This window comes from Pseudalkalibacillus salsuginis, assembly GCF_021646685.1.
Classification (GTDB): Bacteria; Bacillota; Bacilli; order Bacillales; family Fictibacillaceae; genus Pseudalkalibacillus; species Pseudalkalibacillus salsuginis.
Genome location: NZ_JAKJHW010000001.1, coordinates 515,172 through 532,676, shown reverse-complemented (window position 1 = coordinate 532,676; position 17,505 = coordinate 515,172). Strand labels below are relative to the sequence as shown.

At 42.5% G+C, this 17,505-nt stretch carries 21 protein-coding genes; 19 read left to right on the top strand and 2 right to left on the bottom strand.

From position 1 onward, the window contains the following. Nucleotides 1-53 precede the first annotated feature (53 nt). The 7 genes from L1611_RS02760 to L1611_RS02730 all read left to right on the top strand — a co-directional run bounded on the left by L1611_RS02760 (nt 54) and on the right by L1611_RS02730 (nt 5,624). Entirely contained in the window at nt 54-1,511 is a 1,458-nt protein-coding gene (locus tag L1611_RS02760) for an Rne/Rng family ribonuclease (RefSeq protein WP_236311538.1), read from the top strand. A 299-nt stretch (nt 1,512-1,810) separates the two neighbouring features. Beyond that, the gene (rplU, locus tag L1611_RS02755) at nt 1,811-2,119 is read left to right on the top strand and encodes a 50S ribosomal protein L21 (RefSeq protein ID WP_236311536.1); all 309 of its coding nucleotides are present in this window, start codon (nt 1,811-1,813) and stop codon (nt 2,117-2,119) included. A gap of 2 nt (nt 2,120-2,121) precedes the next feature. Continuing rightward, complete coding sequence (locus L1611_RS02750) at nt 2,122-2,445, top strand: ribosomal-processing cysteine protease Prp (protein ID WP_236311534.1); 324 nt, start codon at nt 2,122-2,124, stop codon at nt 2,443-2,445. 20 nt (nt 2,446-2,465) lie between these two features. Then, nucleotides 2,466-2,756, top strand: coding sequence for a 50S ribosomal protein L27 (gene rpmA / locus L1611_RS02745; protein WP_236311533.1), 291 nt, complete (start codon nt 2,466-2,468; stop codon nt 2,754-2,756). Between the two features lie 263 nt (nt 2,757-3,019). Then, a complete protein-coding gene (locus L1611_RS02740) occupies nt 3,020-3,553 on the top strand; it encodes a Spo0B C-terminal domain-containing protein (protein WP_236311532.1) in 534 nt (177 codons plus the stop codon). 20 nt (nt 3,554-3,573) lie between these two features. After that, the gene (obgE, locus tag L1611_RS02735) at nt 3,574-4,860 is read left to right on the top strand and encodes a GTPase ObgE (protein ID WP_236311531.1); all 1,287 of its coding nucleotides are present in this window, start codon (nt 3,574-3,576) and stop codon (nt 4,858-4,860) included. 314 nt (nt 4,861-5,174) lie between these two features. Continuing rightward, on the top strand, nt 5,175-5,624 hold the full coding sequence (locus L1611_RS02730) for an ACT domain-containing protein (RefSeq protein ID WP_236311530.1): 450 nt from the start codon (nt 5,175-5,177) through the stop codon (nt 5,622-5,624). Between the two features lie 60 nt (nt 5,625-5,684). Here L1611_RS02730 and L1611_RS02725 read toward each other — a convergent pair whose 3' ends face one another. Beyond that, nucleotides 5,685-6,230 (bottom strand): transcription repressor NadR, encoded by a 546-nt coding sequence (locus L1611_RS02725; RefSeq protein ID WP_236311529.1) that lies wholly within the window; start codon nt 6,228-6,230, stop codon nt 5,685-5,687. A gap of 199 nt (nt 6,231-6,429) precedes the next feature. Between L1611_RS02725 and safA the strand changes: the two genes are divergently transcribed. From safA to yajC, 10 genes are all read left to right on the top strand, one after another. After that, nucleotides 6,430-8,079, top strand: coding sequence for a SafA/ExsA family spore coat assembly protein (gene safA, locus L1611_RS02720; RefSeq protein ID WP_236311528.1), 1,650 nt, complete (start codon nt 6,430-6,432; stop codon nt 8,077-8,079). 72 nt (nt 8,080-8,151) lie between these two features. Further along, nucleotides 8,152-8,718: a YhcN/YlaJ family sporulation lipoprotein gene (locus tag L1611_RS02715; protein ID WP_236311527.1), complete on the top strand. Its 567-nt coding sequence runs from the start codon at nt 8,152-8,154 to the stop codon at nt 8,716-8,718. Between the two features lie 109 nt (nt 8,719-8,827). Continuing rightward, a complete protein-coding gene (locus tag L1611_RS02710; protein ID WP_236311525.1) occupies nt 8,828-9,583 on the top strand; it encodes a YebC/PmpR family DNA-binding transcriptional regulator in 756 nt (251 codons plus the stop codon). 84 nt (nt 9,584-9,667) lie between these two features. Then, a complete protein-coding gene (locus tag L1611_RS02705) occupies nt 9,668-10,234 on the top strand; it encodes a BofC C-terminal domain-containing protein (RefSeq protein WP_236311523.1) in 567 nt (188 codons plus the stop codon). A 266-nt stretch (nt 10,235-10,500) separates the two neighbouring features. Further along, nucleotides 10,501-11,094 (top strand): Holliday junction branch migration protein RuvA, encoded by a 594-nt coding sequence (gene ruvA, locus L1611_RS02700; protein ID WP_236311522.1) that lies wholly within the window; start codon nt 10,501-10,503, stop codon nt 11,092-11,094. 18 nt (nt 11,095-11,112) lie between these two features. Then, nucleotides 11,113-12,117: a Holliday junction branch migration DNA helicase RuvB gene (ruvB, locus tag L1611_RS02695; RefSeq protein WP_236311520.1), complete on the top strand. Its 1,005-nt coding sequence runs from the start codon at nt 11,113-11,115 to the stop codon at nt 12,115-12,117. Further along, a complete protein-coding gene (locus tag L1611_RS02690) occupies nt 12,114-12,305 on the top strand; it encodes a DUF2905 domain-containing protein (RefSeq protein WP_221566209.1) in 192 nt (63 codons plus the stop codon). Before ruvB ends, L1611_RS02690 begins: the two co-directional genes overlap by 4 nt. Nucleotides 12,306-12,363: 58 nt before the next feature. Next, a complete protein-coding gene (gene queA, locus L1611_RS02685; RefSeq protein ID WP_236311518.1) occupies nt 12,364-13,416 on the top strand; it encodes a tRNA preQ1(34) S-adenosylmethionine ribosyltransferase-isomerase QueA in 1,053 nt (350 codons plus the stop codon). Continuing rightward, entirely contained in the window at nt 13,413-14,552 is a 1,140-nt protein-coding gene (gene tgt / locus L1611_RS02680; RefSeq protein WP_236311517.1) for a tRNA guanosine(34) transglycosylase Tgt, read from the top strand. Before queA ends, tgt begins: the two co-directional genes overlap by 4 nt. A 33-nt stretch (nt 14,553-14,585) precedes the next feature. Then, nucleotides 14,586-14,858 (top strand): preprotein translocase subunit YajC, encoded by a 273-nt coding sequence (gene yajC, locus L1611_RS02675; RefSeq protein WP_225064091.1) that lies wholly within the window; start codon nt 14,586-14,588, stop codon nt 14,856-14,858. Between the two features lie 95 nt (nt 14,859-14,953). On the opposite strand, the gene L1611_RS02670 is transcribed toward yajC, so the two are convergent. Further along, nucleotides 14,954-15,331 (bottom strand): TIGR04086 family membrane protein, encoded by a 378-nt coding sequence (locus tag L1611_RS02670; protein ID WP_236311515.1) that lies wholly within the window; start codon nt 15,329-15,331, stop codon nt 14,954-14,956. Nucleotides 15,332-15,455: 124 nt separating this feature from the next. Here L1611_RS02670 and L1611_RS02665 point away from each other — a divergent pair, with 124 nt between their 5' ends. Together L1611_RS02665 and L1611_RS02660 are read left to right on the top strand one after the other, a co-directional pair. Then, nucleotides 15,456-16,754 carry an ArsB/NhaD family transporter gene (locus L1611_RS02665; RefSeq protein WP_265738331.1) on the top strand — a complete coding sequence of 433 codons (1,299 nt, stop codon included), beginning with the start codon at nt 15,456-15,458 and terminating at the stop codon, nt 16,752-16,754. A 73-nt stretch (nt 16,755-16,827) separates the two neighbouring features. Next, nucleotides 16,828-17,493 (top strand): DUF421 domain-containing protein, encoded by a 666-nt coding sequence (locus L1611_RS02660; RefSeq protein WP_236311512.1) that lies wholly within the window; start codon nt 16,828-16,830, stop codon nt 17,491-17,493. Nucleotides 17,494-17,505: the final 12 nt, after the last annotated feature.

Genomic DNA, 17,505 nt, shown 5'->3' with positions numbered 1-17,505 from the left:
ACAGATTCATATTTCAAGTAAACGTTGACTTTTAGAAGTGAGGAAGCATATTGATGCAGATTTTATTTAATGTAACGACATCTGAAAAGAGAGCTGCGATTGTCAAAGATGGAAAATTGATCGAAGTGATGATTGAACGACCCAATGCCTATCCAAAAGCAGGAAATATTTATTTAGGCCGTATTGCAAAAGTTTTGCCTGGTATACAAGCTGCCTTTGTGGATGTTGGTTTTGAGCAAAATGGTTTCATCCATGACACTGATCTGGTTGATAAAAATAAAGGAAAGAAAACGGACTCTATATCTGAAAAGATTCATGAAGGCCAATGGATCATAGTACAAGTTAAAAAGGAAGCTTCAAAAAGCAAGGGACCTCTCCTTACAGAAAACATCACACTGCCCGGGGAAAACCTTGTTTATTTGCCGTTCGGGAACTATACAGCGGTTTCTAAAAAGCTCTCAGATGAGGAAACAATTCGTATGAAAGACGTTGGGACTAGTCTTATAACCGGTCAAGAAGGGTTGATTATGCGGACATCAAGTACAGAAACATCTGTTGACATCCTAGAGCAAGAAGTATCGAGACTCAGGGAGCAATGGACCTCATTATCTGGAAAAGCGCGAAACATGAAGCGGGTTTCGCTCTTGTTTGAAGGGAACACGCTGATTGAGCGCGCTTTGGCACATACATCTAATGAGCAAGCAGCATATATTTTTGATGATTTCACCTATTACCAATCCTTTAAACAAAATTATCCGGAATTCTCTAAGCAGACCCAGCTATATAAAAGATTCGAGAATATTTTCTCCCATTATGATATCGAGCAGTCGATACATAAAGCTCTGCAGTCAGTTGTTTGGCTGAAGAATGGCGGGTATATCAATATCGATCCGACTGAAGCTTTAACGGTAATTGATGTGAACACTGGAAAGTATATTGGTAAACAAGATCGTAGCCAATCGATTTTAGAGACGAATCTATACGCTGCAGACGAGGCCGCGAAACAGTTGCGGCTTCGCAATATAAGCGGTATGATCGTCATCGATTTCATCCGGATGGACAATCAAGATCAACAAAAGAAAGTCCTCCAACTTCTTGAAGATCGGCTTAATCAAGATCCAATTCGAACGAGAGTACATGGATTTACAGCACTCGGATTATTGGAACTCACCCGACAGAAGGTAAAAGACAGCCTCTCTGCATTAATGACAGAAAAATGTCTTCTCTGTAAAGCAAGTCATAGACAGCTGTCGGTGGAATCGGTCTATTATGCATTTGAACGGACATTATTCGAACATCGGAATACAGATGAGGAAGGCATTTGGATCGAAGCGACGAATCCATTGCTGCTTTTTATAACAGATCCAGGAGAAAACAGGGAGGATAGACTCTCGAGCCTGGTATCTGCTAAACTGTATATAACTGAAAAAAAGGATGTTGAATATCCCATGTTCCATATCCGTCAAATTGGTCGATGCGGTGAGATTGAATCTCGTATAAGTATGGAATAGCATTGACAATACCTTTTGTTTTATGGTATGATTTTTTCGTTAGTCTTTGGAGCCTCATGCTCCAACCGCACAAAGCAGGTTTTCAAGCTTAACCCTTAAATTGAGCACAGAATTCGACGCTCAATTTATGTGAAATTGAACCAATAGAATCGAGTAGTTCGAGGTGCGAAAGTTGAGGACCAGATAATAGGAAGCTCTATTTGAGGACCGCAGTAACGGCGCATCAACGAAATACGATGGCTATATTGATTCAGAAGCACCTGCGATGGCGAGTCTGAGTAAAACAGGAGGTGCAAATAATGTACGCAATTATTGAAACTGGCGGAAAACAATTCCGTGTCCAAGAAGGACAAGAGCTTTACATTGAGAAAGTGAGTGCAGAAGCTGGTGACACAATTACATTCGACCGTATATTGATGGTAGGTGGAAATGACGTTAAAGTCGGAAGTCCGCTAGTAGACGGAGCGACTGTAACAGCAAAGGTCGATAAGCAAGGTCGTGCGAAAAAAGTGGTTGTTTACAAGTTCAAGCCTAAAAAGAACTATCGTCGTAAACAAGGACATCGCCAACCATACACTAAAGTTGTGATTGAGAAAATCAACGTTTAATCATGTTAAATGTCAATGTAGTTCGGGATCAGCGTAAAATCGTATCGTTCAGCATAACGGGGCATGCGGAATCTGGTCCATATGGCCATGATCTCGTCTGCGCAGCGGTTACAGCTGTTTCCTTCGGTGCTGTCAATGCCATTGAAGAGCTCTGCGAGGTTGAACCTGAAGTGGAGACCTTGGAGGACGGCGGCTATTTCACATTCAAAACACCTTCCTCTGTAAGTAAACAGACATCAGAGAAGATACAGCTTTTACTTGAAGGTATGCTGATAGCATTGAAGTCAATCGAACGTGACTATGGACAATATATTAAAATTAATTAGGTTTTAAGGAGGTGCATCTCATGCTTAAAATGAACTTGCAGTACTTCGCATCCAAAAAGGGTGTTGGTAGTACAAAGAACGGTCGTGACTCAATCTCTAAGCGTCTAGGAGCTAAGAGAGCTGACGGACAAACTGTTACAGGTGGTTCAATTCTTTTCCGTCAACGCGGAACAAAGATCTACCCTGGTAATAACGTTGGCCGCGGCGGGGATGACACTTTATTCGCTAAGGTTGACGGAGTCGTTCGTTTTGAACGCCTTGGACGTAACCGTAAGCAAGTAAGTGTTTACCCAGTAGCCAAAGAAGCGTAACACTTAAACTCTAACCGGACTGGTTAGAGTTTTTTTCTTCTTATACAGTTTTGATCATGAAGCTTGTTCGTTTATTTGATTTTCAGCTCCTTCGTGTGAATATATATTTTTTTTACGCGTCTTTCATCATGGTTGATCGTTACTGGAATTAGAAAAAGATCTTCATGGTGATGAAATGGAGCGTGAATGGGCTGAAATCAAAAAGTCACAGCATGACTTTCAATGACCAGATGGGAAACGATTAATTGTTTGGGAGTGCTGATATGAAGGGAAATTGGGATCCTGTAAGTCTATTGCGTCATGCACGGCATGATTGGCTGAACCATCTTCAATTGATAAAAGGGAATTTGGCACTGGACCGTACTGACCGCGCTAAAGAAATAATTGACAAGGTTGTCCGAGAGGCGAAAAACGAAGCGAAGGTTTCTAACCTTCGAATGCCCAAAATGGCTGAATTTTTATTGACGTATAATTGGCAGCAAAATGCCTATCGAATGGATTACGAAGTGATTGGTGAAGAAAAGGACCTATCCACGTTTGATGACGCCATATATGATTGGACGAAAGAATTCATCGGGCATCTTGACAATTTGGTGGGGGATGACGGTGAACCACATTTGATGATTACGATCCAGTTGGTGCATGACAGGACAAGAATTGCATATGATTTCGCTGGAAAGATCAATATGGATCATGGGAAGGCGTTAGACTCACTGAATACATTACATAATTCAATCAGAATCGTCGAAAGCTACTGTCAGGAAAATGAACTGTTGTATATCCTTGAGATAGGATAAAAAGGTGAGGTGAAAATATCATGTTTGTCGATCAGGTAACGGTTTTTATAAAATCTGGGGATGGCGGTAATGGAATGGTCGCTTTCCGAAGAGAGAAATATGTACCCGACGGTGGCCCGGCAGGAGGAGACGGGGGAAAAGGCGGAGATGTCATTTTCCAAGTGGAAGAAGGGTTAAGGACATTAATGGATTTCCGTTACAACCGTCACTTCAAAGCTCCCCGTGGAGAAAATGGAATGTCTAAAAATATGCATGGCCGCAATGCGGAAAATATGATTATTAAAGTTCCCCCGGGCACAGTCGTGACGGATGCCAGGACAGGGAAGGCTATTGCTGATCTCGTCGATCACGGCCAGCAAGCAGTTATTGCAAAAGGCGGCCGTGGTGGACGCGGGAATACACGTTTCGCAACTCCTAAAAACCCAGCACCAGAACTGTCTGAAAATGGTGAACCAGGTGAAGAAAGAGAAGTTACGTTAGAATTGAAGCTGCTTGCAGATGTTGGGCTTGTAGGCTTTCCTAGTGTAGGGAAATCCACGCTCTTATCCGTTGTTTCAGCAGCTAAACCCAAGATTGCAGAGTACCATTTTACAACTTTGAGCCCAAATCTAGGTGTTGTTGAAACAGATGATAACCGGAGCTTTGTCATGGCTGATTTGCCAGGTCTGATTGAAGGAGCGCATGAAGGAGTAGGCTTGGGCCATCAATTTTTAAGGCATATCGAACGGACACGAGTCATCGTGCATGTCCTTGATATGTCAGGGATAGAAGGTAGAGATCCTTACGAGGACTTTTTGAAGATCAATGAAGAGCTAAGGCAATATAATTTACGGTTGACCGAACGGCCGCAACTTGTGGTTGCAAACAAAATGGATATGCCGGATGCACAGGAAAACTTGGAACTATTCAAAGAACAGGTCGGTGATGAATACCCAGTTTTCCCAATCTCCGCGATTACAAAAGATGGGGTCAGGGATCTGTTATTTGAAATTGCGAATAAGCTGGAAACGACCCCAGAGTTTCCATTGATTGAAGATGAAGAAGAAAAGGATGATAGAGTCCTATATAAGCATCAACGTGAAGAGCAGCCATTTGAACTTTCCAGAGAAGATGATGGAACCTTTGTCATCTCCGGATTGAAAATTGAACGTCTCTTCAAAATGACGGACTTTTCTAGAGATGAATCGGTTCGACGATTTGCTCAACAAATGAGAAGGATGGGAATTGATGAAGCGCTGAGGAAACGCGGTGCTGAAGATGGGGATATCGTCCGGATAATGGATTATGAATTTGAATTTATCGAATAGACTGTCGCTATGACAGTCTTTTTTAAAGATAAGAAGTATATAAATTCTGTTTCGAAGGGCGTTTACGCTTTTCTTATTGTCTAGCTCCATCGCCCAACCACTTGGATCACTTCAATCCTCCTGCGGCGGCCGACACATTGATTTAGTTTGAAGTATTTGCCCACGCAGAACCGAACTTTGTTTGGTTCGAGCCTCCTCGTCGGACTTCCAGTGACCTTCGTAGTTGATCAGGGCGTTTGCGCTTTTCTTGATGCTTGCTAACAAATGCTAATCATTTTATACTGAAGTAATAATTCCTGACAGGAGGCTTTAAGATGAATTATAAAGGGGAACGTTTTTATCTGGTAAGGGAGGATGTCCTTTCAGAAGCCATGACGAAAACTCTTGAAGCGAAAATGCTATTGGAGACGGGAAAAGTAAATACAATCAATGAAGCAGTTAAAGCTGTAGATTTAAGCAGGAGTGCATTTTATAAATATCGTGATCGGATTTTTCCTTTTGAAACGATGGTCCAAAAGAAAATCGTATCGATCTCCATTCATTTAGAAGATCGTTCTGGATCTTTATCGTCCTTATTGGGGATTCTAGCTGAGTTAGGTTGTAATATATTGACGATTCACCAGACAATCCCACTGCAAGGAAGAGCGAATATCACGATGTCGATTGAAACAGCTTCTTCTAAGGAAGACATAAACGGCATTCTTAAATCGCTTGAAAAGCTGGAGCATGTAAGGCAAGTAAATATAATCGGGTCTGGAGCATAGAGTGTTTCAATTGGACCTCTGTCGGTTGAAAATTGAAAACACCCCCTTATCCATTCAAAATTATGAACGTGGCAACAAATAACCTTTATCCTCTAATGCAAGGCATACTTGATCAAGTTGATCTTCTGAATCTGCTTCTATCGTGTGCAAGTGGACTCCGCCTGTCAGTTCAAGCAGATATGAAGCGTTCGTCTCCTGTACCTTATTTATGAACTGTTCAACATCATGTCGATTTTTGAGCATGATCGCCCCTGTCAAATCTCCATAAACAGGATGTTCAATCGTCACATCTTTTACAGTTGCGCCAAAATCTACAATCGTGTTCAATTCATCCATTGTTTCTTCAGAAGAATGCTGGCATGCGATGATCCTTGTATATTTTTGATTTGTAGGACCTGCCTGAAAGTATAGGTACCCATGCGAAGTAGCCATGATTGGTTCATTTCTAGCCTTCAACAACGAGATATCTTGAACGATCACCTGCCGGCTCACATTTGTTTGCTTTGCGAGATAACTACCAGTCAACGGTGAATTGCTTTGTTTCAGCCATTGTAGCAAAAGGTCCCTCCGTTCTTCACCTAGGACCTTGTCTCCTCTTTCTTTCATCGTATCTCCTCCCAAAACAACAGTTTCGTTTTTAGAATACCATAACTCTTATGGGAATCACGAGCTTTACCAACAAAATTGAATATGAATTTCATGGGAATCATATATTGATTATGGTGAACAGCGCGTTTGTAAAATTGTAGCAAGATGCCCAATCTCTCATATACTGTGTAATGAATTAGGCAGGGAGGAGATCGTTTTGAAAATTCACATTGTGAAAAAAGGGGATACACTCTGGAAAATATCTAAAATGTACGGTGTTGAGTTACAAGATGTCATTAAAGCAAATCCCCAAATCAGTACACCTGATATCATTTATCCAGGTGCTAAAGTAAATGTACCGGCAAGTAATCCGCACGGAAAAGCGAATAAACCTGGCAATCTGAATCCCCATATCAAGCCTCATATGAAAATGAAAGAAAAGCCAATTGCAAAGGAAATACCGATTCCTAAACCAAAAAAAGAAATGCCAATACCTAAACTGAAAAAAGAAATGCCTATTCAAAAGCCTGTGAAAAAAGAAATGCCGATTAAAAAGGAGATGCCGATCAAAGAAAAACCGATAAAGGAAAAGCCGATTGTGAAGGAGAAACCGGTTCCTAAAAAACCTAAGGCACCGATTACAGAGGAAGAGTTTCAAATTACATTAGGCATACAACAGGAAGAAAAAACGACCACTTATGAAATTCCAAAGCCAAAGCCTATAGAGCCATGTCCTCCAGTTGAATGTGTTCCATATGACGATTATTGCATGCCGGATCCTTGTTCAGGTCCATGGGGCTACCATGATTCATACGGAATGATGGATCCTTGCTGTGATCCGATGATGCAACCATACGGATATTCGCCTCATCATATGGGTGATTACTCTATGTATGGGCATATGGACCATTACGGAGAAATGCCAACAGGTTACATGGGGCATCAAGGAATGTACGGTATGGAAGAAATGGCTCCAGATGATTATCAATGGATGAGCCAAGGTCATGGCGGAATGGGTCAATCATGGATGCAACATGGCCAGCAGGGAGCAGGGCAGATGCCATGGATGCAACATGGCCAGGAGGGAGCAGGGCAGATGCCATGGATGCAGCAAGATCAACAGGGAGCAGGGCAGATGCCATGGATGCAACATGGCCAGCAGGGAGCAGGGCAGATGCCATGGATGCAGCAAGATCAACAGGGAGCAGGACAGATGCCATGGATGCAACATGGGCAAAATAATGAAGCACAAAATCCCTGGCTAACCCAGGACCAAGCGGGAATGGGGCAGTTCCCAACGATGGGTCAAGGCCAGCAAGGCACAGGTCAATCGCCATGGATGCAACAAGGGCAAGCGGGAATGGGTCAGCTCCCGACGATGGGTCAAGGCCAGCAAGGCACAGGTCAATCGCCATGGATGCAACAAGGGCAAGCGGGAATGGGCCAGTTTCCGACGATGGGCCAAGATCAAGCAGGAGCAGGCCAAATGCCGTGGATGCAGCAAGGGCAAGCGGGAATGGGCCAGTTTCCGACGATGGGCCAAGATCAAGCAGGAGCAGGCCAAATGCCGTGGATACAGCAAGGGCAAGCGGGAATGGGCCAGTTTCCGACGATGGGCCAAGATCAAGCAGGAGCAGGCCAAATGCCGTGGATGCAGCAAGGGCAAGCGGGAATGGGTCAATTTCCGATGATGGGCCAAGACCAGCAAGCGGGACAAATGCCGTGGATGCAGCAAGATCAGGGCGGAATGGGTCAGCTTCCATTTATGGGCCAAACTCCTGGGAGAGATCCTTATTGGGACATCGACATCCAGATGCAGCCTCGAAAAGAAAAGAAAAAAGAACCTAAGGGCAAAAACAAAAGTTAATCATTTCCATTGTAATTGAGATTATTTTAAACCTCTGATTGCCATTCTAAATGGTGAAAGGAGGTTTATTTTATGAAAAAATCAATGGTTTTGACTTCGGCACTTATGCTGACAGTTACGATGTCAGCCTGTAATGCAGACGGTAATGAGGCAATGGATACCCGTTACAACAATGATACGCGGCCAATCGGGTACTACTCCAATAATACTGATGGTGAAGGTCCTTTAACTGAGATAGCTGATCGTGACCGCAACCGTAATGACTTGGATAGAGCAGAAGTCAATTATGCAGACGATTACAACGGTGGAGATCTAGCGCAGCGGATCCGTGATAGAGTCAAGGGCATGAATGACGTTAATGACGCTCGTGTCGTCGTAAATGGGGATACAGTTCTAATAGGTATCGATACGAACGATCGTAATGATCAAACGATCAGGGACAAAGTCAAAAACACTGTGCAACAAATGACAGATAAAAATGTTCGTGTAACAACGGATGAAGATATGTTTACAAGAATCAGAAACGTCGACGATGACTTAAGGGGCGGTAATGGTTTCGCTGAGGTGCGTTCAGATGTCAATGGAATTATGAACGATCTTGGCGATGAAGTACAACGCCCTTTTGGAAACAATCGTTAATCGGATGTTGATCGGGAGGTGGCACTTAGTGTGTCACTCCCATTTTCTTTTTACAGATAAACATATGTGCTATATTGATACTGAAGTGCATCAAAAGGGGAGAAACATTATGGCAGGACATTCTAAATGGAAAAATATACAGCGGCGGAAAAATGCACAGGATGCGAAACGCGGAAAAGTATTCATGAAGCTTGCAAAAGAAATTTTCGTAGCAGCGAAAGAGGGTGGAGGCGATCCAGAAACGAACCCATCGCTGCGATTAACCATTGATAAAGCCAAATCCGCGAATATGCCGAATGAAAACATCGATCGAGCCATCAAAAAGGCAACTGGGAATATAGAAGGTGCCAATTACGAAGAAATCGTCTATGAAGGGTATGGTGTCGGAGGGACAGCAGTGATGGTAGAAGTGTTGACTGATAATAAAAACCGTACTGCAGCTGAAGTGAGACATGCGTTTTCTAAAAACGGAGGAAACCTTGGAGAATCCGGATGCGTCGCTTTCATGTTTGATCGAAAAGGATTGATCATCATTCCTCAAGAAAATGTTTCATTATCTGAAGATGAATTCATGCTGGAAATCATTGAAGCAGGTGCAGAAGAGTATGAAGTAAAAGAAGACACCTATGAGATCCATACTGATGCAGAGAACTTTTCCAGTGTGAAAGAAGAACTGCTGGCAAAAGGTTATACACCTTCTATTTCAGAAATTACAATGATCCCTCAAACACTCACAAAGCTTGAAAGTGAAGATGCTAAAAAGATGTTTGGTTTGATTGATGCGTTGGAAGATCTGGAAGATGTACAAGAAGTGTATCACAACTTGGAAGTAGATGATGAAGAATACGAGGCGCATTTCTCTTGAACAAGATGGATAAATTATCCTAATACGGTAAAACTATTACTGAATGTATAATTGTCTGAAGAAGACAACGAGAGGTGATAGTTGGTGAAAGCCTTCTCCATGAAAACAGCATGGGTGTTTCCATTAGTTGTGACCGTTTTAGGGGCAGTTTATGTACTCTTGTTTCATTCGTTTGAGGATGAGGTGAAAGCAAATTTACCTTCGCAGGTTCAAACAGGAAGTCCAAAAGCACAAACTGTTTCCGGGCCACTTACGGTCGAAGTTCTTCTACAGCGAACTTATTTAGACGGGGAAAGCAGTCAAGAAGTCATCTATGAAACGATCTGGTCAATGGATGACTTTTGGGCAGCATATGCAGACTGGCAATTGGTTGACCAAGATTTGAGTCGAATCATATTTGAACAGGAAATAGACGATATCTCGCCACTATTGAAAGTAAATGGATATTTTGGTTTGACCGAAGATGGTATCCTTACGATCTTCAACGGTAGACCCCATGAAGACCAAGTTATTCAATCGTTCTATCAAATTGATGTCCATAAACTTGAAAGCAACCTTCTGAAAAAGTTAAGAGAGGGTATTCGAGTTGAGACGAAGACAAATTATCAAGAAGTAATCAATCAATATAAACCCTATGCAATAAAAGAATAAAGGGCTGATAACCTGGAGCCTTGGCCTACTGCCTTATTAGCAGTAGGTCTTTTAATGTTCATTATAAGGACTGAACTGGATATTAAATTGATTTTATGAGTGATCATACTTGGGTCGTTTTACATCTAGAGAATCCATCCTATCCAGGTCTATATTCCATCGACTTTTCTTCAACTGATATGCTACAATAAAAAATAAGAAGAAACGTTCGTATTTTCAATAGGAGAGAGATCATACGCACTACATAGGGGAGAAGGTTACTACCATTGATTGATTATATTACTGGTCAAGTAAAATACATACATACAGATCATGTCGTCATTGAATGCGGAAACATCGGTTATAAAATAAATTGTCCAAATCCGTTCGTTTATCAAAAGCAAATCGGAAACACTACAACAATTTATACCTATCAGCATGTCCGGGAAGATATTCTTGCGTTATACGGGTTTGAAAATCTGGATGAACGTGATCTTTTCATGAAATTGATTCAAGTTTCGGGAATCGGGCCAAAGGGAGCACTTGCCATTTTAGCTTCAGGGAAACCGGATCAGGTTGTTTCTGCGGTTGAGAATGAAGATGAAAAGTTTTTGACACGTTTTCCGGGAGTTGGAAAAAAGACAGCAAGACAGATGATTTTAGATTTGAAAGGGAAGTTGACGACTTGGACAGAAGTGAAGATTGAGGAAAGGCCAAGGGTCGAGGTTCCTCAAGATGGTTTGCAAGATGCGTTTGAAGCGCTTGAGGCCCTAGGATATGGTCATAGAGAAATCAAAAAGATTGCACCTCAGCTAGAAGGTGAAGGTGAATTGACAACCGATCAATACATCAAGAAAGCTTTACAATTATTATTGAATTAAACCTGAGGTGGGTGTGAGATGGAAGAACGGATTATTTCAAATGAACTCAATCAGGATGATGAAACACTTGAATTCAGTTTACGTCCGCAGTATCTCCAGCAATATATCGGACAACAAAAGGTGAAGGAAAACCTTAAAGTATTTATAGAAGCTGCGAAAATGCGTAGTGAACCGCTCGATCATGTGCTCCTTTATGGACCGCCAGGATTGGGAAAGACGACTCTTTCCTGCATCATCGCGAATGAAATGGGGGTCAATATACGAACGACCAGTGGTCCTGCCATTGAGCGGCCTGGTGATCTAGCAGCGGTTTTGACTGCGCTTGAACCTGGTGATGTCCTATTCATTGATGAAATTCATAGACTTCATCGTTCTGTGGAGGAAGTGTTATATCCTGCAATGGAAGATTTCTGCCTTGACATTGTTATTGGAAAAGGTGAAACTGCAAGATCTGTACGCTTGGACCTCCCGCCGTTCACGTTGGTAGGTGCGACTACCCGGGCAGGTTTATTATCTGCGCCACTTCGTGACCGTTTTGGTGTCCACAGCAGGCTTGATTATTACGAACTGGAAGATTTGACAGAGATCGTCATCCGGACAGGGGATTTCTTTGAGATACAAGTACAGTCTGATGCTGCTGAAGAGCTGGGGCGAAGGGCAAGGGGGACACCACGAATTGTGAACCGGCTTTTGAAAAGGGTCCGTGACTTCGCACAAGTACAAGGTGAGGGGATCATAACAAAGGATATTGCGGTCCAAGCACTTGAAAGACTGCAGGTGGACCGTTTAGGATTGGACAACATTGACTATAAATTGTTAAGAGGGATGATTGAAAATTACAAGGGAGGTCCTGTCGGTTTGAATACCATCGCTGCAACAATAGGGGAAGAGCCTCAAACCATTGAGGATGTATATGAACCTTACTTGCTCCAAATTGGGTTCATTCAACGTACACCAAGGGGGCGCATGGCCACGGGACTTGCTTACAAGCATTTTGACTTGGAGGAACCGAAAAGATCATGAGTAAAATTTTCATCGTAATCGGGATCGTATTTATTCTTTTTGGTATCATCGGCAGCTTTATCGGTAAGCTGCCAGGCGACATTGTTTTCAAAAAAGGGAATACGACCTTTTATTTTCCGATTGTTACCTCAATCGTCGTGAGCATTGTCCTATCGTTGATCTTTTATTTGATCGGACGATTCAGATAATGCTCTCTCTTGACCACATCAATGAAAAACAAAAAGCTTATGAATAAGGTGAACGATTATGAAAGTAAATGAATTCGACTTTGATTTGCCCGAACATTTGATTGCGCAGACACCGCTTAAAGATAGGACAAAATCGAGAATGTTGGTCGTCGATCCTGAATCAGGCAGTTTAGAACATAACGCATTCAGTGATATTACGAAATATTTGAAGCCTGGAGATTGCCTGGTTTTGAATGATACACGAGTTTTACCTGCAAGATTGTATGGTATAAAGCCTGATACAGGTGCGAAAATTGAGGTCTTGCTTTTAAAAGAAGAAGACGACGATACTTGGAAAACCCTTGTAAAACCAGCCAAACGTATAAAATCCGGAACCACTCTTTCTTTCGGAGATGGCCAGTTGAAAGCAACATGTCTTGAAGAAGGTGCTCAAGGGGAACGTTTATTAAGTTTTGCCTATGAGGGGAACACCTTTTATGAAATTCTCGACAGACTAGGTGAAATGCCTCTCCCACCTTACATAAGGGAGCAGTTGAATGATAAAGAACGGTATCAGACCGTCTTTTCAAAGCACATCGGTTCAGTGGCTGCACCGACGGCCGGTTTGCATTTTACGGAAGAGTTGATTGAGAAGCTTCAAGACCAAAAGATCCATGTTGCTTATATTACGTTACATGTCGGTCTAGGAACGTTTCGTCCAGTTTCTGCAGAGCTGGTGGAAGAACACGAAATGCACGGGGAATATTATCAGATATCCAAAGGCACCGCGAATCTATTGAATCAAGTAAGGGAAGATGGCGGTCGTATTATCGGGGTCGGCACAACATCTGCGCGGACTCTCGAAACAGTAGCCAATAATAGCCCAAAAGGATTCGAGGAACAATCAGGTTGGACAGATATCTTCATTTATCCTGGGTATACGTTCAAGGGAATTGATGGACTGATCACAAACTTTCACCTTCCACAATCAACATTGATCATGTTGGTAAGTGCATTAGCAGGAAAAGATTTGATTATGAGATCTTATAAAGAGGCTGTGGATGCTGAGTATCGTTTCTTCAGCTTCGGGGATGCAATGCTGATTCTAGAAGGGAGTATCAGTCACCGATGAGCGCCATACGCTATGAACATATCAAAACATGTAAACAATCAGGAGCTCGCCTTGGGAAAGTCCACACCCCGCACGGTACGTTCGAAACACCTGTATTTATGCCTGTAGGGACACTAGCGACGGTCAAGACCATGAGCCCAGAGGAACTTGAGGAAATGGGTGCTGGCATCATTCTTAGCAATACGTATCACTTATGGCTCCGGCCAGGACACGATATTGTCAGAGAGGCGGGTGGCCTACATAAATTCATGAATTGGGACGGGGCGATATTGACAGACTCCGGTGGATTCCAAGTATTCAGCTTAAGTGATTTAAGAAAAATCACAGAAGAAGGCGTCCACTTTAGGAACCATCTTAGTGGGGAAAAATTGTTCCTTACCCCAGAAGGTGCAATCGATATTCAAAATGCATTAGGCTCAGATATCATGATGGCGTTCGATGAATGTCCGCCCTACCCTGCTGAAAACTCCTATATGAAGCAGTCCGTAGAGCGGACAAGTCGCTGGGCAGAACGTTGTTTGGAAGCCCATCAAAGACCTGGAGACCAAGGATTGTTCGGGATCGTCCAGGGCGGAGAATATGAAGATCTTCGGAAACAAAGTGCCAAAGATCTTGTATCGCTTGACTTCCCGGGGTATGCAATCGGCGGATTGTCTGTCGGAGAACCAAAAGATGTCATGAACCGCGTATTGGAATTCACTGCACCTTGGCTTCCGGAGGATAAGCCAAGATACTTGATGGGAGTCGGGTCACCTGACTCACTTATCGATGGGGCGATCCGGGGCATCGACATGTTTGATTGTGTTCTTCCTACGAGGATTGCCCGCAATGGGACGTGTATGACGAGCGAAGGAAGATTAGTCGTACGGAATGCGAAGTTCAGCAAGGATTTCCGACCTCTTGACGAAAATTGTGATTGTTACACATGTCGAAACTATTCAAGAGCCTATATCCGGCATCTTGTGAAAAGCAGTGAAACATTCGGCTTCCGGCTAACGACTTATCATAATCTTTATTTTCTGTTAGAATTGATGGAGCGGGTCAGACAGGCGATACAAGAGGATCGATTGCTTGATTTCCGGGAAGAGTTTTTTGAACAATATGGTTTCAATAAACCTGATGCAAAAAACTTTTAACATATACTATGATTTGAAAGGGGGGAACAGCACATGGAAGGTTTAGGTGGATTGATACCAATTATTCTAATGTTTGTGATTTTCTATTTCATCTTGATCAGACCTCAACAAAAGCGTCAGAAAAAGACGGCTCAAATGCAGGCGAGTCTTGAGAAGGGAAATCGCGTCATTACGATTGGTGGTTTACACGCTACAGTCGAAGCGATTGACGAAGAAAACAACTCAGTCGTCCTTCGTGCAGGAGATGGATCGAAACTTACATACGATCGCTCTGCAATTCGCGAAGTGGTCGATAATAATCAGTAATCTAAAAAAGAGGCTGAAACAAAGCATGTGCCTAAAAGGTCAAGCACATGGTGAATCAGTCTCTTTTTTTGTTGCTGTCTTTTCGTTATGGTACCTTAATTTTTATGGGATGAGAGGTTCACCCCCATCATCCCCCCTAAAGCGGATGCAAGCAAATAGCCGAGATGATGCATGTATTGCTGTGGATCGAATTTGATCTGGTATCCAAGGTATTGGACAAGGAAGACTACAATCGTAAACAGCAGTCCTGTACCTGCCCCAAGCAGCCAGCCTTTTTCCTTTCCTTTTCTCCCCGAGACAATCCCTCCTATGAATAAAGCTATGACCGATAGTCCTAGAATTACCCAGGTCAAAGATTGCTCCGTCAAGCTGGAAAAACGAAGGATCATGGAAAGTATGAAGCTGCTGGACATGATGATCGCTAATACGACGATAAGCCCGAACCCCATTGCTGAAATCATACGTCTGGACATATTCCTCACCCCTTATAGGCATGTATATTCTTTAGTACAACTTATTCAGCCTCAGGATAAATTAGAAGTCGAACATGTTTACTTGATTCCTTACATACCATGTACTATTACGGACAAGTAGAGGATGGGAAATGTGAGCGTAACTTTAGCGTTTATCATTTTTTTAGCTAGTTATATTGGAATTATGACTGAAAAAATCAATCGTGCTCTTGTAGCTTGCTGCGGTGGCGTAATCATGCTCGTTCTTGGTCTTTTAGAGGTCGAACAAGCTTTTTTCGAGCATGTCGATTGGAATACGATCGCATTGTTATTCTCAATGATGGTTCTCGTCTCGATCACAAGCCAGAATGGCGTTTTTGAATACATAGCGATCCTATTGGCCCGACAAGTTAAAGGAAAGCCGATACCGTTATTGATCGTCATGTCCACGATTACGGCTATCGGCTCAGCGTTTTTAGATAATGTTACAACAGTATTGCTGTTAGTACCTATCATCATTACATTGACGAATATGTTGAATGTGTCCAGTACTCCTTTTTTGATCAGCGCTATCTTATTTGCGAATATCGGAGGGACAGCGACGTTGATTGGGGACCCTCCCAATATAATGATTGGTCAGGCTGTCGATCATTTGGACTTCAATGATTTTATCATGAACCTTGGACCAGTTGTCTTTCTTATCTATATCGTGGTCATCGGAGGGATCTCCCTTTTTTATCGGCGTTCATTGTTCATATCTAGTGAAAAGCGGTTACAATTGATGCAGCTTGATCCAAAAGAATTTTTGAAGAAAGGGCCGATGCTTTATAAATCAGTCACAGTCCTATTATTGACGATATGCGGATTTCTCCTTCATCCGCTCCTTCATTTGGATTTGACGACTGTAGCCATGAGCGGTGCGTTATTATTATTACTGATTACAACGGAAGAACAAGAGATCGAAGAGGTTTTTCGTTCAATTGAATGGGTGACGCTCTTTTTCTTTATTGGGTTGTTTATCCTGGTAGGAGGTTTGATCGAAGTCGGAATCATCGATGAGATGGCAAGAGGAATATTGTCATGGACAGAAGGGGATATCCCTAAAACTGCGATCATCATTTTATGGGGATCCGGTTTGCTTTCAGGTTTTGTCGATAATATCCCGTTTGTAGCGGCTATGATACCTGTCATCATGGAGTTCGAGGAATACGGGATCCAAAATCTGGACCCGCTCTGGTGGGCGCTGGCCTTAGGTTCATGTCTAGGTGGAAATGCAACACTGATCGGTGCATCAGCGAATGTCATTGTTGCAGGATTAGCGTCAAAGTCTAAACAGACGTTCAGCTTTGTACAATTCTTTTTGATCGGATTTCCAGTAGTGATCGTTTCATTAATCATTTCCACGATCTATTTGGTTTTACGCTATTTGTTGGCTTACTTCTAAAATTTTACCATTTGGAACTTTTCATATCTTCTCCTTAGTCGGTGAGACTATGTAAAGAAAGGAGAAGACTTCCATGGAAATCGGGATTATAATGTTTCGGACCCTATTCATTTATTTCATCATCATCGTTGTTTTCCGTCTAATGGGGAAGCGAGAAATCGGACAGCTTTCGATTGTTGACTTTGTCGTCTCCATCATGATTGCGGAAATGGCGGTCATATCAATTGAAAGTCCGGAAAAACCGATGATGCACTCACTGCTCGGAATCGGCGTCTTGTTGGTTCTACAGGTGTTTTTTGCCTATGTTTCCTTAAAAAGTGAAAAGATGAGGCATATTATCGATGGGAAGCCTTCCGTCATCATCGATCGGGGCCAGATTGATGAGGCACAAATGAAAAAACAACGATACAACTTCGATGATTTATTGATACAGTTACGTGAAAATGGAGTAAATAAAGTTTCGGATGTCGAGTTTGCGATTCTTGAGCCGACAGGAAGGCTTTCAGTAATCAAGAAGGAAGAGGAAGAAAAAGAGGAGGACCCTGGCAGTAATCTCTTTCCATTACCATTGGTTTTGGATGGGAAAATCCAGGGAGATCATTTGGAAAGGTTAGGTAAAACAGAATTTTGGTTACGCCAAGAGCTTAAGAAATTAGGTTTCCGAGATTTAAAAAAGATTTCTTTTTGCTCTTTAGAGTCCGATGGCATCTTTTTCATCGACCTCAGAGAAAACGATTGAAAAAATCAACCC

Coding starts and splice junctions, on each gene's coding strand:
- L1611_RS02710 (WP_236311525.1), top strand. CDS start 8,828: ATGGCAGGACATTCTAAATGGAAAAATATACAGCGGCGGAAAAATGCA.
- L1611_RS02730 (WP_236311530.1), top strand. CDS start 5,175: ATGAATTATAAAGGGGAACGTTTTTATCTGGTAAGGGAGGATGTCCTT.
- rplU (WP_236311536.1), top strand. CDS start 1,811: ATGTACGCAATTATTGAAACTGGCGGAAAACAATTCCGTGTCCAAGAA.
- L1611_RS02660 (WP_236311512.1), top strand. CDS start 16,828: ATGGAAATCGGGATTATAATGTTTCGGACCCTATTCATTTATTTCATC.
- L1611_RS02690 (WP_221566209.1), top strand. CDS start 12,114: ATGAGTAAAATTTTCATCGTAATCGGGATCGTATTTATTCTTTTTGGT.
- obgE (WP_236311531.1), top strand. CDS start 3,574: ATGTTTGTCGATCAGGTAACGGTTTTTATAAAATCTGGGGATGGCGGT.
- L1611_RS02750 (WP_236311534.1), top strand. CDS start 2,122: ATGTTAAATGTCAATGTAGTTCGGGATCAGCGTAAAATCGTATCGTTC.
- L1611_RS02670 (WP_236311515.1), bottom strand. CDS start 15,331: ATGTCCAGACGTATGATTTCAGCAATGGGGTTCGGGCTTATCGTCGTA.
- yajC (WP_225064091.1), top strand. CDS start 14,586: ATGGAAGGTTTAGGTGGATTGATACCAATTATTCTAATGTTTGTGATT.
- queA (WP_236311518.1), top strand. CDS start 12,364: ATGAAAGTAAATGAATTCGACTTTGATTTGCCCGAACATTTGATTGCG.
- L1611_RS02740 (WP_236311532.1), top strand. CDS start 3,020: ATGAAGGGAAATTGGGATCCTGTAAGTCTATTGCGTCATGCACGGCAT.
- L1611_RS02760 (WP_236311538.1), top strand. CDS start 54: ATGCAGATTTTATTTAATGTAACGACATCTGAAAAGAGAGCTGCGATT.
- L1611_RS02715 (WP_236311527.1), top strand. CDS start 8,152: ATGAAAAAATCAATGGTTTTGACTTCGGCACTTATGCTGACAGTTACG.
- L1611_RS02725 (WP_236311529.1), bottom strand. CDS start 6,230: ATGAAAGAAAGAGGAGACAAGGTCCTAGGTGAAGAACGGAGGGACCTT.
- ruvB (WP_236311520.1), top strand. CDS start 11,113: ATGGAAGAACGGATTATTTCAAATGAACTCAATCAGGATGATGAAACA.
- tgt (WP_236311517.1), top strand. CDS start 13,413: ATGAGCGCCATACGCTATGAACATATCAAAACATGTAAACAATCAGGA.
- rpmA (WP_236311533.1), top strand. CDS start 2,466: ATGCTTAAAATGAACTTGCAGTACTTCGCATCCAAAAAGGGTGTTGGT.
- L1611_RS02665 (WP_265738331.1), top strand. CDS start 15,456: ATGGGAAATGTGAGCGTAACTTTAGCGTTTATCATTTTTTTAGCTAGT.